The sequence below is a fragment of the Silvibacterium bohemicum genome (assembly GCF_001006305.1).
GTDB classification, from domain to species: Bacteria; Acidobacteriota; Terriglobia; order Terriglobales; family Acidobacteriaceae; genus Silvibacterium; species Silvibacterium bohemicum.
In genome coordinates this window covers 608,995-624,225 of the sequence record NZ_LBHJ01000020.1, presented here as the reverse complement: position 1 = coordinate 624,225, position 15,231 = coordinate 608,995, and the positions used below count along the sequence as shown (strand labels likewise).

The 15,231-nt window shown below is 58.8% G+C and carries 7 protein-coding genes and 1 pseudogene; all 8 read right to left on the bottom strand.

Annotation, left to right across the window (positions count from 1 at the left end; translation table 11 throughout):
* Nucleotides 1-3: 3 nt before the first annotated feature.
* Nucleotides 4-1,284: an SLC13 family permease gene (locus XX99_RS25715; RefSeq protein ID WP_050062256.1), complete on the bottom strand. Its 1,281-nt coding sequence runs from the start codon at nucleotides 1,282-1,284 to the stop codon at nucleotides 4-6.
* A 110-nt stretch (nucleotides 1,285-1,394) separates the two neighbouring features.
* Nucleotides 1,395-3,563, bottom strand: a complete 2,169-nt coding sequence (locus XX99_RS25710; protein WP_050062255.1) for a VWA domain-containing protein — start codon at nucleotides 3,561-3,563, stop codon at nucleotides 1,395-1,397.
* Between the two features lies 1 nt (nucleotide 3,564).
* Complete coding sequence (locus tag XX99_RS25705; RefSeq protein ID WP_050062254.1) at nucleotides 3,565-6,678, bottom strand: TonB-dependent receptor; 3,114 nt, start codon at nucleotides 6,676-6,678, stop codon at nucleotides 3,565-3,567.
* A gap of 17 nt (nucleotides 6,679-6,695) precedes the next feature.
* Nucleotides 6,696-7,493 (bottom strand): TIGR03435 family protein, encoded by a 798-nt coding sequence (locus XX99_RS25700; protein WP_050062253.1) that lies wholly within the window; start codon nucleotides 7,491-7,493, stop codon nucleotides 6,696-6,698.
* A gap of 114 nt (nucleotides 7,494-7,607) precedes the next feature.
* Nucleotides 7,608-9,710 (bottom strand): annotated as a pseudogene (locus XX99_RS25690) (M56 family metallopeptidase).
* A 2-nt stretch (nucleotides 9,711-9,712) separates the two neighbouring features.
* Nucleotides 9,713-10,093, bottom strand: a complete 381-nt coding sequence (locus XX99_RS25685) for a BlaI/MecI/CopY family transcriptional regulator (protein WP_050062250.1) — start codon at nucleotides 10,091-10,093, stop codon at nucleotides 9,713-9,715.
* A gap of 153 nt (nucleotides 10,094-10,246) precedes the next feature.
* Nucleotides 10,247-11,572, bottom strand: a complete 1,326-nt coding sequence (locus tag XX99_RS25680; RefSeq protein WP_050062249.1) for a DUF1501 domain-containing protein — start codon at nucleotides 11,570-11,572, stop codon at nucleotides 10,247-10,249.
* 51 nt (nucleotides 11,573-11,623) lie between these two features.
* Nucleotides 11,624-15,034, bottom strand: a complete 3,411-nt coding sequence (locus tag XX99_RS25675; RefSeq protein ID WP_156186219.1) for a DUF1800 family protein — start codon at nucleotides 15,032-15,034, stop codon at nucleotides 11,624-11,626.
* Nucleotides 15,035-15,231: the final 197 nt, after the last annotated feature.

Sequence of the window (15,231 nt, the reverse complement as noted above, 5' to 3'; positions counted from 1 at the left end):
AACTCAGTTGTTCGGCAGGATCGCATGCATTGCGATTGCCGCGGCGATGCTGGCGAGTAACGCTGCCGGCATCGCGAGGATGCCGGTCTTGAGGAAATCCAGAAAACTTACATTCAGATTTTCTTTGCGCAGCGCGATCAGCCACAGGATTGTCGCCAGTGAGCCGGTAATGGAAAGATTCGGTCCCAGGTCGACGCCGATCATCACCGCATTTGTTGTTAGGCCGTGAATATGAGAAGCGGTGAGAGCAGCGCCGGCAATCAACCCCAGCGGCAGATTGTTCACGAGGTTGTTGCCGATGCCCACGGCGAATGTGATCAAGCAGGCCGCAACGGAAGCCGGCAATCTCTGCGCGGCGGCCAGCGCTTGCTGGGCGAGTTGCAGCGCTCCGATGCTCTGGACGGCGTGAACCATGACAAACAACGCCGCCACCAGCGCCAATGTGCTCCAGCTGATTTCTCTGGCGAGCTTCAAGGGACTGCGGCGGCTCTTGATAGCGAGCACAGCGGTAATCGCGACGGCGGCAAGGCAGGTAGGCAGGCCGAGGTCCTTGCCAAGCGCCGACGCGGTCAGGAGAACGAGAATTACCAGAGCAAGCCCGGCCAGCACCAGACGGCCATTTCCATTGAGTCTGATCTTCTCGACCTCGCAATCGATCGACGCGCGCAGATCGCGGCGAAAGTACCATCGCAGCACCGCGAAGGTCACGGCAATCGACGCGAGCGAAGGAACGAAGAACGCCAGCAGCCAGTGTCCAAGAGGAGGCGTGGCTGAGTGGAAGACGACCAGGTTCGCCGGATTCGATATAGGCAGAACGAAGGATGCCGCATTTGCGATCATCGCGCACGCGAAGAGATAAGGAAGTGGTTGGACCTTCGCGCGGCGCACCGCGGTGAGAACCGCGGGGGTGAGAACAACCGCCGTCGCATCGTTCGACAGGCATACCGTCACCACAATGCCGATTCCGTAGGTCAGCGCGAATAGCCGTGAACATGAGCCGCGAGCGCTTCCGACGGCGACGGAAGAAAGCCAATCGAAAACACCGTTTTCCTTCGCCAGCTCCGAGAGCAGCATCATGCCGATGAGGAAGAGATAGACATCCGTTCCTTCCGCCACAGCTTTTCCCGCCACGCGCAGCGAGATCAATCGCAGGCAGAGGAGCAGCAGAACGCCACCGCCGACCCAGTAGACTTCGGGAATGCCGCGCGGGCGAATCAGCATAAGCAAAATGCTGATGGCCACGATAAAAACCAGGAGGGTATGAGCCAAGCCGGCAGCCATCATTCAGCGCTTCTCATTCCCGCGGGGGATAAGGGATTTCATCTCTAGTATGAGAAGCAAAATCCTGGCCAAGCGCAAGGCGCTGCGATCAAACAAATTCCAAACGTGAGAGTTTATGGAACAAGTACGATCGGAGCGCGCCAGAAAGTCGTCTTCAGGGTCGCAGGATCGAGAACTGTAACCTGGCAGTCGTATTCTCCGGCAGCGAGACCGGCCACGCCGAGACTGAAGGTAAGCGGCATGGTTCCAAGCCGGCTGGCTGTACTGGGAACAGTCGCAGTGGGCGGCGTCTCGAAGACCTTTTTGTCCGCGAGATAGAGACTGACAAAAGCGAAGAGCGGCTGGTTCGCAGATGCGCTCGCCGTCGCGGTTGAGACCGCACTCCCGGCAGCGCTCTGCTTATACGCCTGCAGATAAACGTAGATTTCACGGCTGGTGCTGAAGACCCGAGTCACGCTGGGGACCAGCTTCTTCCCATCCTGCACCAGGGGATTGACGGCTATCTCTTTCTCGCGATCCTTGCTCTTTTCCGTGTCGAAGAGTGCATCTTGCAGAGCGACGCGTTGGCTGCTGAGCACCACCGAGCTGATGGGAACATGCTTCTCTTCTTTATTCAGATTGGGGATCACGAAGACAGTCTGATAGGTGCCGATCCTGCCGGTTTCATCGTCGCGCGCCAGGAACTTGATCATGTATTTGCCGGGCAGCAGCGTGAAACCAGTGTCGTATTCAATAGGCCGCTTCGCCAGCTCGGCAGCCGTTGCATCGGAGAGCTTGATGTTGACGTTGTCGCGGACATTGGAGACAGTCGAGCCGTCGACCATGTCCTTGATCTCGCCAACGAAATCGATCAGCGTGTGCTCGGCTCCTCCACGCTTGGCCAGAGCCAGCTCGCGGCCGGGGATCTTCACGATGATGGGAACGAAATACTCGGCGCGATTGAGCTGAAAGTGATCGATCTCCATGGCGATGGAGAGCTCGGTGATGGGATTCTTCAGCATCAGCGCGTCTTCCAGCTGCCGCTCTTTGTCCACTGCGGTAAAGCGGCTGAACTCCTTGTCTGCATAGTAACCCTGCCGATAGCTGAGGCTCGCGCCAACATCGTTCGTGAGTGCAACCTTGATCTTGCGAAAGTGTCCATTCCGGGCAGTGTTCGTCGTGTAGTAGCCAAGGATGTAGTAGTCCGAGACCGATTGCTGGGCCTGCACAATCCCGCGCGTAAGGTCGTTGTTATCGAAGAGGGCTTTGCCTCCTGTGTCTTCCGCGAGTGTGAAGAGCGTGTCCTGCGATTGCTGGAAGTTGGTAGTGGTGGCGAGCGCGGCTGCTCCGGTGTATAAACCTGAGTTGCCCGGCGAGCCTTGGGTGGCATCGCCCAGCGGCGCCTGGGCGACGAGGCCTCGCGCATCGACCGGCCAGAACGTGACACCGGCCTTGATCGCGGCGTCGACGGTCGCATGAAGCTGCGCCTGGTTGTCGATGCCGTTGAGCCGCAGTCCTCCCGCGAAATAGATGAGCGACTTTTTCTCGTTCAGCTGACCAAGCATCTGTGCCGCGGTTTGCAGGGCGGAGAGTTGGCGGTCGGTGTTGAAGACGTTGAACTCGCTGTCGTCCTGGCCGAACGCCGCTCCGGTATCGGCGCTGCTGGCATCGTCGATGGTCTCGGCCGAACCCTGGCCTTCTCCAACAACGAGCGTTTCGAGAATACTGAGCAGCTTATTGCGGTCCGAAGAGAAGTCCTGAAGGATGTCGACCGAGCCGCCCTGGTAGCGCAAGATAGAGATCAGATCGACAGTCGTCATCTGGGTGCGAACGAATTGCTCCGCGGCCGAGAGGGCGCGAAGCTGGTCCGCCGGCCGCATGGCTGACATATCGAAATAGAGAGCCAGCAGCCGGCGATTCTTATAGCGCTCGCTGTCGGGCGATTCAGGTACAACCTGCGTGCGGGTGAGGCGATTGTACAGTTTGATCTCTTCGGAGCCGGGTGCCGCGACCGGCATCGGTTCCGCATTTTTGACGAGGTCCTGATGTTCGCAGAAGCTGATCTTTTGCGTCACTCCGTCTTCGGTAAGCGCGAAGTCCTTCTCGGTGAGTCCCTGAATATAATTGCCCTGCTTGTCCTTGACCACCACCGTCTCGACCACCAGCTGCGATTTCACCGAGAGAGTATAGGTTCCAGAAGCGTTGGGCGACGTGTTTTGTCCCACCTGCTGCGCGGCTGCGCTCGCAGCAGCTAAGAGAGCGCAGGCGGCGAAACGAGTGAGTGAAGTGCCCAGCAATCTCATCTCAGAACCTCAGCCGCAGCGTGGTCTGCAGGCTGCGCATAGGGTTGGCGGCCAGCGGAAGCCCGAATTGCGTGCTGTTCACTGCCGTGTTCCAGGCAGTGAAGACGCCGCGATTGAGAAGGTTGGTAGCATCCACGCGAGCGTCGAGATAATAGCGAGTGCTCGGGCGAAAGGTGCGGGCGAGGGAAGCGTTGAGACTGAACTGATCCGGGCCGGTGATCGAGTTTCGGCCTGCCGTTCCCCATTGGCCTGTTGCTGGAGCCGCATAGGCCGCGGCGTTAAGATGCAACCCCGCGTGTGCGTTATAGAGCGGTACCCCGGTGACGTCGGGTCGAATTGTGCCGGTGAATCCAGTGCCGGGAACAGCAGCGAGATAAACCGGCGTCTCCGGCAGGCCGGTGCCCGTCACGATCTGCGTTAGCATCGTCCACTCTTTGAGCAAGCGTCCGCGCCAGCCGCTCATCAGATCGCCGCCACCAAGTCCCTCGCCGCTGGTATATTGCAGCTGCGCGTTGAGGAGATGGCGCTGGTCGAAGGTGGAGAGGGCGCGTTCGCCGCGCAGGTCAAGCCAGTTCTGCGCGATGGAAGCCGCAGGTGCTGCCGCAGCCTGAGTTGGCGCGGCTTGCGACGATCCTTGCGTTGGCGTGCTGGCCGTAACGTGACCCAGGCCGCCGAGATAGGCGTCGTCATCGATCGACTTCGCATAGGTATAAAGCACCGATGCGGTGATGCCATTGCGCAGCCTGCGGCGCAACTGGATCTGCGCAGCTTCACGCGTCGAGTCTCCGCCCGATGTCTGAAAGACGAAGCCCGCCGGACACGTGGGGCACGGATTGCTTGCGCCAATCGGATACGTGTTGGGCAAAAACTGCTGCACGCCGCGCGTGCCTTTTACTCCAAGATACGTCGCAGTGAGCTGCAGCGCCTTGGGAAGGTCGCGCTGCACCGCCAGCTGCCAGGTCTGCGCATAGCCCACGCGAAAATTCGGATCGACCGCAAAGGTGTCGGAGGTGATCGACGAACATGGGTTGAAGCCATCGGCCAGCGTAAGCGGGCACAAGGCGCTGTTCTGCACACTGAGACTCTTCGAGAGCGGCGCTTGCTGTGCGAGTTGCAGTGCGGACGTCTGATAGACGGAAGTATCGTGATAGACACCGTAGCCGGCGCGAACCACGATGGTCGAAGCTGGAATAGGACGCCACGAAACACCCACGCGTGGCTCGAACCCCCGCTTGTCCGGACGAATGAGCGAGCTGGGATAGCGATTGCCGGTGCGCGGACCAATCGGATCGTTGCCAAGCACAGGAGCTTCGGCGGCGAAGTTCGGCGTCAGGTCGAGATTGACCAGACGCCCGTGAATCTCCGTGATCGGCGCGCCGTACTCCCAGCGCATGCCCGCGTTGATGGTGAGTTGGGGCAGGATGCGCCAATCGTCCGTTCCGTAAAGATCGTAGACCGGCTCGCGAAGATATTTGTCCGCATTGCCGAACGCGATCGAGCTGGTGTCTGGCACGCCGATGAGAAAGTCGGCGAGATCGGAGCCGCTGGTGGCCGCATTGTTTGCGGTGCCCTGCGTAGCTGCGCCGGTAAAAGTGAAAGTACCCCGCGGGTCCTGCTGGAAGAAATCGTTGAACTGCTGCTTGCGCAGATCGCCACCAAGAGTGAGGTTGTGGCGGCCGCGATAGATGGCCGTGGAGCCCGAGAAGGAATCGGTGCGGGCGCGATTGAATGAGCTCTGCGCATCACTCAACGCCGTGATGCCGCTTGAAAAGTTAAGCGCAGGCGAGCCCCAGTTGGTTGGGTCTTGATTGTTCCCCGTGATATCGGCTGCGCCCGAGATGTTCTCGCGATTGTCGAAATAAGGCACGATCTGCGTTCTCAGCCGGCTGAAGTGATATCCCGCGTGGAGGAAAAGATGCTGATTGAAGCGATGCGACCAGTTGATATTCGTGTTGATGCCGAGTGTGTCCGTCGTGTCATTGAAGCCGAAGAGATTCGCGCTGCTGGCGCGCGTGCTCTGCAGGTTAAAGCCTCCGTAGAGCTGGTCTTTCCGGCCCAGCGTTTTATCGAGGCGCGATTGAATCAGATCCTGATGGCTGCTGTTGAGCACCGGCACCTGATAGTTGTAGAGCGAGTCGCCCGCGATGTTCGGCAGCGGATAAAGCTTGAGCAGCGCCTGAGCCTGCCCACTGACGGGGACGATATTGCCGGGATAGGCCGCTCCGGTCATGGGATTGAAGATGGGCACCGGCTGGCCCAGAGCATTGAGCAAGCCGGAGAGGTCGCCGCTTCGTTCGGCAGCCGTGGGAACAAGTCCGGACTCTGTCGCGGCGTCATGATCGCGCGTCCACTGGTAGGCGAAAAAGAAGTTAGGTCCGTGCGGCAGCAGGTGAGGAATCTTGAGCGGTCCGCCGAGTGTCAGGATGCCGGTGATGCGATTGTAAGAAGCTTTGGGTGTATTGAGACCGCTGAGCGAATATGGCCGCGCATCGAGTGCGGAGTTGTCGAGAATCGCCGCGAGCCCGCCGGTGTAGAGGCTTTTGCTGTTCGACCTTCGATTGCCGAAGGCCTGATCGATGGAGAACTTCGACGTTGCCGCATTGTTCACGCTGCCGTTGACCAAGAGCCCATCGGAAGACTGCTGGCCTGCATCCTCCTGTGGCTTCGGTATCTCCGGCGCGTTGGTTGAGCCGGAGGTCTCAGGCTTCTTCGCCTGCTGCACAGGCGCGGGGATCAATATTCTGGGCGCGAGCTTTGACTGCGCCATGATCTGATCGGCGGGGAGCAGTGTAAGCTCCCACTTCGCTGCCGGGGTCTTAGGTGTGACGTTCACGTCGGCATGGATCGTGACGAAACACTGCATCTCGATCTCGATCGTCCAGGGCCCATCCGTTAAATCGGGAAAGTTATAGAGGCCGCCTGGGTCGGAGATGGTGCTGAATGTCTTTGCGCCCTGTGTCGCTTCCTGTGTCGCGGTGATCGTAGCGCCAGGAACAGCAAAACCGGCGAAGACAATTTCGCCGTGATACTCCGAAGCCGCGGCCAGGCTGGGGAAAAGCAGCGCAGCCAGGATGCAAACCAAGTCGAGGATTCGATGCCCGGGGGGCCGTGTCATCGGTTTTCTATCCGATCCTAGTTAGCCGACGGCATTTCAACGTGATCGATGACGAGAATCTCCACCGGCCCTTTGGCCGATTGCAGCTTCAACCCAAGCTGATCCTGCAACGCAGTGAAGATAGACGGTTCAGCATCGGGGTCAGGGGCGGAGCGGTCATCGGGCGACCATGTGAGGTCAAGATCATACTTGCCGGCGAGGCCGGTTTTATCCACCACGGTGCGATGCACCTGGGAGTAGAGCGTGCTTGCAAAGGCAGCCATCGAAACATTGCGGGCGTTGAGTTCTGTGCCGTGAGCGACGTTATGCGTGTGCGTGCTCGAGCCGTTCCCGGTGCTGGACGATACTTTCAACTTAGCTCCGCCTTTCATCACCGACATTTCGTACACCGGCAGCGTCTTCACTTCGGTGTGGACTTTCAACTGGAAACGGTCCAGCAGAATTTCCCGTCGCATGGCTTGTCGCTGCTCACGGTCCAGTTTCTTCAGTACAGCGGGGTCGGGATCGATTACTTTTGCTGCGATATCGAAGTGTGCGGATTCCATCGGCTTGGGAACTCCCGTGATCATGTCTTCTTTGACGCCATATGCATCCTCTAAAAGGCTCTTCAGAGAAACATTGGTAGCGCTGTAGCGATCCATATTGCTCGAAATGCGCGAGGAACCGCTGCCCGAGTCATTCGGCTTGATCGCGACCGCGTCGTAAACAGGTATCTTTGCGTCCGCCGTCTCCTGTGAGGCGGCGGTTTGCGCATGAGTCAGTGACTGTATAAACACGAAAGCCAGACAAACCGTGCCGAACCATTGCTTGGTCATCGCGCGACTCGCTTCTCCGGAGAGATAACCGGAACTTATGTTTCCCGATAGAGGAGAAACAATTACGAGACGCCGCTCACCCTCTTTACGCTCTGCCCAGGCATCGAATGAGCCTTAATTTTCCGAAGGCTTCTCGACGTGGTCGATGACGATTACGTCGTCGGGAATCTTCGCCGGTCCCATCTTCAGGCCGAGTTGCTCCTGAATGGCGGTATAAAGGCTCGGCGGTGCTTTGGCATCATCGGTTGGCGGTGTCGGTGTCGCGCCGGTCCCTCGGAACTGAGCGAATTGCGAGTCGTCGGGAGTCCACTTCAACTGGAAATCGTATTTGTCTGTGAGCCCGGTCTGGTCCACCACTGGCCTGTCCATCACGCCTGCCTGCATTCAGGTCGCAAACTCGGCCATATTGAGGTTTCTCACCAGCAGGTCCCCGAGGCTTCTGAAAACGAAAGTCGGGGGTGCATTTGAAGCGGATGCGGTTTTTGTCATCTTGGGTCCACCGTTTGCAACGGTAATTACGTAAACAGAAAGCTCGCGCTTGTCATGATGAAAGGTGAGTTTGAAGCGCTCTGCCAGCAGCTTCTGCATCATCAATTCCATCTGCTTCGGGCTTGGCCGGCCTTCTGCATCATGCTTGCCCTGGATGTCATAGAGATCGGTGCCGAACCATGCGGGCGCGTCTACGATCTGCTTGGTGTGAAGGCCATAGGCGAAGGCGATCAGATCATTCAGATTGGTATTCATCGTCATGACCTTTCCGGAGCGGAACCCGAATCCTTTACCGGGCCGATTAGGAGTGCTCGGCTTGATGGTCGCGACCTCAAAGCTGGGATTGGCGTCAGCTGCCATGGGTGGCGTTGGCGGCGCCGCCGGAGGAATAGTCCATTCTGTCGCGGGAGTGGCCCGGATGAAGACAAGAGGTACGGGAGTAGGCCCTTGGCTCCAGTTGCCTGTAATCGTGTTGCCATCTGAACTCAGCTTGCCGTCATACGTGCCGCCGATGGCGCCGACCGCCATCTTGACGGTCGTGCCGTCCAGCGTGACCTTGTCCGCAGGAATGCCGTTGCCGCCCTGGTCGATGCTGTAAAACATGCCCTTGTATGCGCCGTCATCGCCCTTTGTAAATTTGGCTACGATGCGCAGGTCTTTGCCCGCGTGCAGCGTGCCTTGCCAGGTCCCGGATAGACCGGCCGTCTCTGCTGTGGATTGAGCGCGCACCTGTGCGGTGTGGGTCAATCCAAAGATCATGGGGATTGCGACCGCAGCAGCGGCAGCGGCGCCGAGCAACAGTTTCCTGCTGAAATCGAGCTTGCGCGTTACCTGCTCTGTCATGATGCGAACGATGCGCCTCTTAAGATCCGAGCCGGTTACTCCTGACATGCAGGCCAGCGGGGATTCCACGTAGAACTTGCAGACATTCAGGATGCTCTCTGCGTAGAGTTCTGGCTCATTGCCCGATTGCAGCACGGCTTCATCGCAGGCGCGCTCCCGCTCTTCGATCAGGCGTGCCTTGATCCACCACACAGCGGGATGAAACCAGAAGAGCGCCTGGACCATCACGTGAATCGCTGCCGTAAGGTTGTCGCGCCGCCGCACATGGCACATCTCGTGCGCGAGAATGGCGCGGAGTTGATCCGCGGAGAGCCGGTCCGTGATGTTCTCCGGCATCAGCAGCACCGGGCGGAGGATTCCGAAGATGCCCGGCTCGAAAAGGCGAGCAGAGGAGAGAACAGGCACGTCCGCGAAGATCGTCATCGGCGAAGAGGTGCGGACCGTGGCGCGAAGCTTCCACCAGCTTCTGGCCCAAGAAAAGGTGATGGCAAGAAAACCGCACAGCCAGAGAGTGGCCAGAATCAGAGGCAGGGAATGGCTTTGCGGCGTCGCAGTCCACGCATCCTCGCCGTCAAAAAAAGCTGCATTGCTTGTGGAGGATGCCGGGAAGGGCTGCGTGATCTGTTGCATCGCGGCCGCGATTGCCGGATGTTGGACTGGTGTTGCCAGCTTAGTCTGCAGAGACTCGCCGGCGGAGATGAGAAGAGTGAAGGGCAGCAGGAATTTGATCGAGGCGATCATCCAGACCCGGTAGCGCATCCGCGCCTGATTTTTTCGCAGCGCCAACGTGAGCAGCCACGCGAAAACAATAACTACGGTTGACTGCCAGAGATGATTGACCAATGCTGCGGTCCAAGTCTCATTCCAGATCGCCGGGAACACCATCGTTACTTCTCCTTGAGAGACAGCCGTTTTAACGTCTTTTCCGCTTCCTTCACATCTTCGAGAGAGAGCTTGCCGGACTCGATGAGATGAGCCATGACCGGCTGCGAGCTTCCTCCAAAAAGAGCCAGCAGATCGTCGATAAGCCTTCGCTGAGCCGCATCGCGAGTGATAGACGCGGCGAAGACGTGGAAGTTGCCAACCTTCTTTACGCGCCGCACCACTCCCTTGGCTTCCATCCGGTACACGGTGGTTTGAATGGTGGTGTAGGCTGGCTTCTTTTTAGTCGAGAAAGAATCTTGAATTTCGCGAATCGAGGCTTCGCGCTTGGACCAGAGCGTCTCCATGATCTGAAATTCGAGTTTGGACAATTTCGGTTTCGTCATGCGGCCTCCGATATGTATAGGAATATCTACTACACATGTGTGTTTGTCAATGAATTCTATTTTAGACGCCAGTCCCCGGAGATTGCAGCCTGCAAAACACAGAGGCCGCTCTCGAGAGAGCGGCCTCTGTGAAAGAACGAAAGCAGGATTCGATCAGAATGAAACGGGCGTTGCCGAAAAGCTTGCGAGGTTGGGGAAGATGCTCGCGATCTGCGAGGAGTTGAGGCCCAGCCACGTTGCAACATTGGCCGCCACCTGCTGCGTGGCGATGGTCGGAATCCAAACGCCCTGGCCGGTGTAATCCTGGCTGCCTCCGATATCGAAATCGGGCAGGCTGCCGATGATGCGGTTGCCCGCCAATCCTCCGCCGATAAGGAACTGGTGATTGCCCCAGGCGTGGTCGCTGCCGGCGGTGGAGTTGGACTCCATGGTGCGCCCGAAATCTGAGAGAGTCAGGATGAGCACGTTCTGGAACATGCCAATCTCCTTCAGCGCGGCCACGAATGCGCCGAGGCTGCTGTCGAGATCCGAGAGCAGAGAGGCGTGGGTCGCCGATTGAGCACCATGCGTATCGTAATTTCCGACGTTCGCATAGAAGAGCTGGCGCGACGCCCCGATCACCTGTTTTCCGTTAATGACCTGCGCAATGGTCTGCAGATTTTGTCCGAGGGTGCTAGTCGGAAATACCGTCTTGATCGTCGAGCCGAGCGTCTGGCTCTGCTGCAGGATGGTCTGCATCTGCAGTGCAGAGTTGCGGAGCTGTGCAGCGCGCTGCACGATCTCGTTGTTGGACTGGCTGTCGATATTGGCGATGCTGATGGTGGGATCGAGCAGCTCCGGGGGAAGCGGCTGATCTCCCGCCGAGGCCTGCATCATGGAAACCGACTGCACCGATTCGCCCACCGTGAAGGTGCTCACACCGCTGAGGCTGAGAACCGGCGGCAACAGCCCCGACTGGCTCGCAATCTGATCGGCGATGCGTCCTCCCCATCCGCTGCTGGGTGCGCTCTCCGCGGTCGCGCTCTCCCACTGCGCCAGGCCCACCGGATGCGATCCGAAGAGCTGGGGCAGCAGATTGGGATTCTGCTGCAGAGCCTGCTTGGTCACAGGCTGATCCATGGGGCCGCAGTTGGCGATGATCGAAGCGCTTCCGCTGCTGAAGATCGAGCTGAGGTTGGGCAGGCTGGGGTGAAATCCATACGTCTTGCCTGATGAGGTTTGCACCGGCAGCAGCGAACTCTGCGAGAGCGCGAGCGACTGGCGCACGCTGGCATATTGGTTGTAAGTAGCGGCATCGAGCGGAACGATCATGTTATTGCCGTCGTTGCCGCCGACCAGGGAGATGCAAACGATGGCCTTGTAGCCGCTCGTCGATTGCCCGTAAGCCTCAACTCCTGCAAGCCGCATCCACAGGGGCATGAAGGCCGTTGCGAGTCCGGTCTTGGCTCCGAATTTTAGAAATCCGCGTCTGTCAAACATAGTCCCACCTTCGGAAATGATCTGAATTCTTCAGCAAGTCAATTGCAGCTTCTAGTACGAGACCTGGAACGTATCGGAGTTCAGCGCCAGGTACAGCGCTTCCAGCTGCTGCGTGTAAGCATTGGGAAGAGTTGCGCAGAAGGTCTCGATCGCGCTGATCGTTCCTGCGGGCATAGTCCCGTGATAGAAAGTGTGGTTCACTGCGTCGAGCAGATCGGGAATGCTGACGAAGTTCTGCATCATCCACGAAGAGGTGCGGTAACCATTGGAGAAGCCAGATTGGCTGCCGCGCAGAATGTTGTAAAGAATCTGCGATCGCTGCATCGCGTAGTTGCCATCGAAGATCTGAAATTCGGGCGCGTTGATCTGCGTGGCGGGAATCATGAACGATGGACTGTAGAAGCTGAACACCGAATCAGGCTGCCAGATCGATTCCGCCAGTCCACGTTCTGCATAGACGAGCATGGTATTGGTCGGCGCCGTCTGCAGAGCGCTCATCACGGAAAGGAAGTAGATGATTGGCTCCTGCAAATGTCCGTCGGCGACCTGAACGCTGCCGCTGTCGCCTGCTCTGGCTTCGGGGTCGAGCAGAATCGCCTGCACCACGGCCTTGAGATTGCCGCGCACGCCGGTTCCATCATTCTCGAAGACGTGCGAGATTCTCTCGATATACGCGGGAGTAGGATTGCTCTTCACCAGGTGCTGGATGAGGATCTTCGACACGAAGGGCGGAACGTTCGGCTGATTAAAGACCGTGTCGAGCGCTGACTTCAAGTCTTCCTGGATGGTTTGTCCTGCAGGAAGGTTGACGGTGTCGAAGAGCGTCTTCGCGCCGTGATCGTGCTGGCTGTCGTTCGCGATCATCGGCGTGCCGTAATTGACACCCCACCATGTGCTGTCGGTCGATCCGTTCGCAGCTGGCAGTCCCCAACCGGTGAGCGCGCGGCTCAGGTCAATCACAGTCGCGTCATCGTAGGTCGGTGTTGGCGCCCCGTTGCTGCCCATCACCACGCTTCCGTCATCGTTGAGCTGGACCGGGCCCATGGTAAAGAGCTGCATCAGCTCGCGGGCGTAATTCTGGTTGGGATGAACACCGGGGGTAGTCGGAGCCCAGTTATTGCCGAGGTTCAACCACGAGCCCATGGTGGGGCTGAGCGTGACATCGGTCATCAGGTCGCGGAAATTCCCGAATGCATCGTTCTCCAGCATCAGCTGCCAGGGCACACCGGTTTGCCACGAAGCGTTGTTCGTCATCGCCGCAGTGATGAACTCCTCAAAGGCGAAGGCCACCCGCTGACGAAGGAGATTGTTGCCCGTCACCGCGTTGAGGGTGAACTGGATCTTTGGCTGATCGACGGGGGTGGTGGATGTCGGCGTGGGATAAACCGAGACCGGCTGCGCGAATTGCTCATTCAGAAACGTCGTGAAGCCGACCTGCTGAATGTGCTGAACGATGTCCGGCCGCGGACCGAATGCGGCTTGTGTGGTGAAGCGAGCAGCCGCATCGTAGGTGACCGCCGTGGTGTTCACGACAGGAACACTGACCGTGCTTGTGGGGGCAGTGCTGTTACCCACGCCGATCGGAACGGCTGCGGTCCTCCACGGCGCGACAAAGGCTGAGGCCGTCAGCTTGCTCGCAGAAACGAAGGTCGTCGGCGCCGCTTCTCCGTTGACATAAACGATGGATGCGGAGCTGAAGTTGGCGCCGGTGATGGTGATGGTCGTTGTGCCCGTTCCCAGAGTTGCTGGCGAGACTAAAACGCCACCGGGAACCGCAACGGGAACGCTGATCGCGGAGCTGGTGCCTCCGCCGGGCGCTGGATTCATCAGCGTGACCGACAGGGGAGTGGTCTGTCCTGCGGTTGCCGGCACGATGGCCGAAACCTCGTTGGACGAGACGGAAGTCGTAACCACGGGTGATCCGTTGACCAGGATCGTGGTTCCCGGAACCAGCACCGTTCCCCATACCTCAAGCTTGTTCGAAGTCGAAGTCAAAACCGCTGGTTGAAAGCCTTCAATCGCCGGTGTGGGATTGATCAGAGTGAAGGTGTAGGTCGCAGACAAGGTTGGCGACGATGTCGTTGTTCCAGTGATGGTCGCACTGGAGTTCGCGGGCATTGTGACTGGCGCGCTGTAAAGACCGGCGCTACTGATGCTGCCGCCGCCCTGCAATGTCCAGTTGATCGCGGTGGTCGGCGTTCCGGCGAGGGTGGCCGTTAAGGTTAGGTGCATGCCCAAACGAGCGAGCGCACTGTTGTTGCCGTCCGAGCCTGCGGCATTCAGCTTGAGCGACGAGTTCGCTATCTGCATGGCGAAGCCGGTGCTCGTTCCGCCGCCCGGAGCCGGGTTTACAACCGTGATCGCTAATGGTCCAGCGGTCGATGCGCTGAGCGTAGCCTGCGCGTTGACCTGGACATCGGAGACGAATGTCGTCGTGACCGCAGAGCCGTTGATGTGGACTACGCTGCCGGGTACGAAACCAGTGCCGTAGACACCGAATTTGAAGGGCGTAGTGCCGGTGAGGGCGGCGGCCGGGCTCAAGCCGACGATGTTCGGCACGGCGTTGATGATCGTGAAAGTGTAGGAAGCCGAGACAATCGGAGAAGTCGTGGTCGTGCCGGTGATCGTGACAGCAGAGCTGGCCGGCATCTCTGTCGGAGTGGTGTAAAGTCCGGCAGCGCTCAGGGTGCCCGCCCCTTGCAGAGTCCAATTGATAGCCGTGGTAGCCGTTCCGGAGAGCGTCGCCGTCATGGAGACGTGCATGCCCATCCTCGCCGTGCCGCTGTTGTTTCCATCGACGCTTGCCGCATTCAATTTGAGCGCAGGCACGGTCACCGGCATCGAGAACGAGTTGCTCGTTCCGCCAACGGGAGCAGGATTGAAAACAGTGATGGCAAGAGGCGCATTAGTGGTTGAATTCACGACCGCTTTAGCGTTGACCTGCACATACGATACGAAGGTCGTCGGGACCGCGGTCCCGTTGACCATCACCACGCTGCCCGGTGTAAAGCCGCTGCCGTAAACGCCGATCTGCGATGTCACTCCGCCGCCAGCCACGGCCGCCGGGCTTAGCCCAACGATATTCGGCACCGCGTTCACCAGCGTGAAGGTATAAGAGACCGAGGAAGACGGCGCAGTTACGGAGGTGCCAGTGATAACGACTGTGGGATTTGCCGGCATCTCTTCGGGAGCCGCATAGAGGCCGGCCGAAGTCAGCGTTCCCGCGCCCTGCAGACTCCAGGTCATCGGAGCATTCGCCGTGGCCGCCACCGTTGCCGTCATGGAGACGTGCATTCCCAGCCGGGCTGTGCCGCTGTTGTTTCCGTCTACGCTCGCGGCATTGAGTTTGATCGCAAGTTGCGTCGCGGCCTCGCCAGGGCGAACAGCGAAAGCCAAAACAAGAATTCCAAAAATAAGCAGGGATATCCTGCGCGCCCAATCAAGGGACCGATAGCGAGTCATTCTCAGCTCTTTCCGCGGCGTTGTGGGCCACAAATCAGCAGTTTTGGCAGACGTACAAGAGCAAAAGCGCAGAGACGCTAAAAGGGAAAGAGTGGAATATTCACTAAGCCGAAGGCTGTCCGCTCACAGTGTGGAAGTAAGGAGCGTGACACAACGTAAAGTAGCAGAGGGGGCGGTAACACTCAACAGTACTATCG

What these genes read in the sequence shown, in the direction of transcription:
- XX99_RS25680 (WP_050062249.1), bottom strand. Translation starts at nt 11,572, where the DNA reads ATGTTTGACAGACGCGGATTTCTAAAATTCGGAGCCAAGACCGGACTC.
- XX99_RS25700 (WP_050062253.1), bottom strand. Translation starts at nt 7,493, where the DNA reads ATGACCAAGCAATGGTTCGGCACGGTTTGTCTGGCTTTCGTGTTTATA.
- XX99_RS25675 (WP_156186219.1), bottom strand. Translation starts at nt 15,034, where the DNA reads ATGACTCGCTATCGGTCCCTTGATTGGGCGCGCAGGATATCCCTGCTT.
- XX99_RS25715 (WP_050062256.1), bottom strand. Translation starts at nt 1,284, where the DNA reads ATGATGGCTGCCGGCTTGGCTCATACCCTCCTGGTTTTTATCGTGGCC.
- XX99_RS25710 (WP_050062255.1), bottom strand. Translation starts at nt 3,563, where the DNA reads ATGAGATTGCTGGGCACTTCACTCACTCGTTTCGCCGCCTGCGCTCTC.
- XX99_RS25705 (WP_050062254.1), bottom strand. Translation starts at nt 6,678, where the DNA reads ATGACACGGCCCCCCGGGCATCGAATCCTCGACTTGGTTTGCATCCTG.
- XX99_RS25685 (WP_050062250.1), bottom strand. Translation starts at nt 10,093, where the DNA reads ATGACGAAACCGAAATTGTCCAAACTCGAATTTCAGATCATGGAGACG.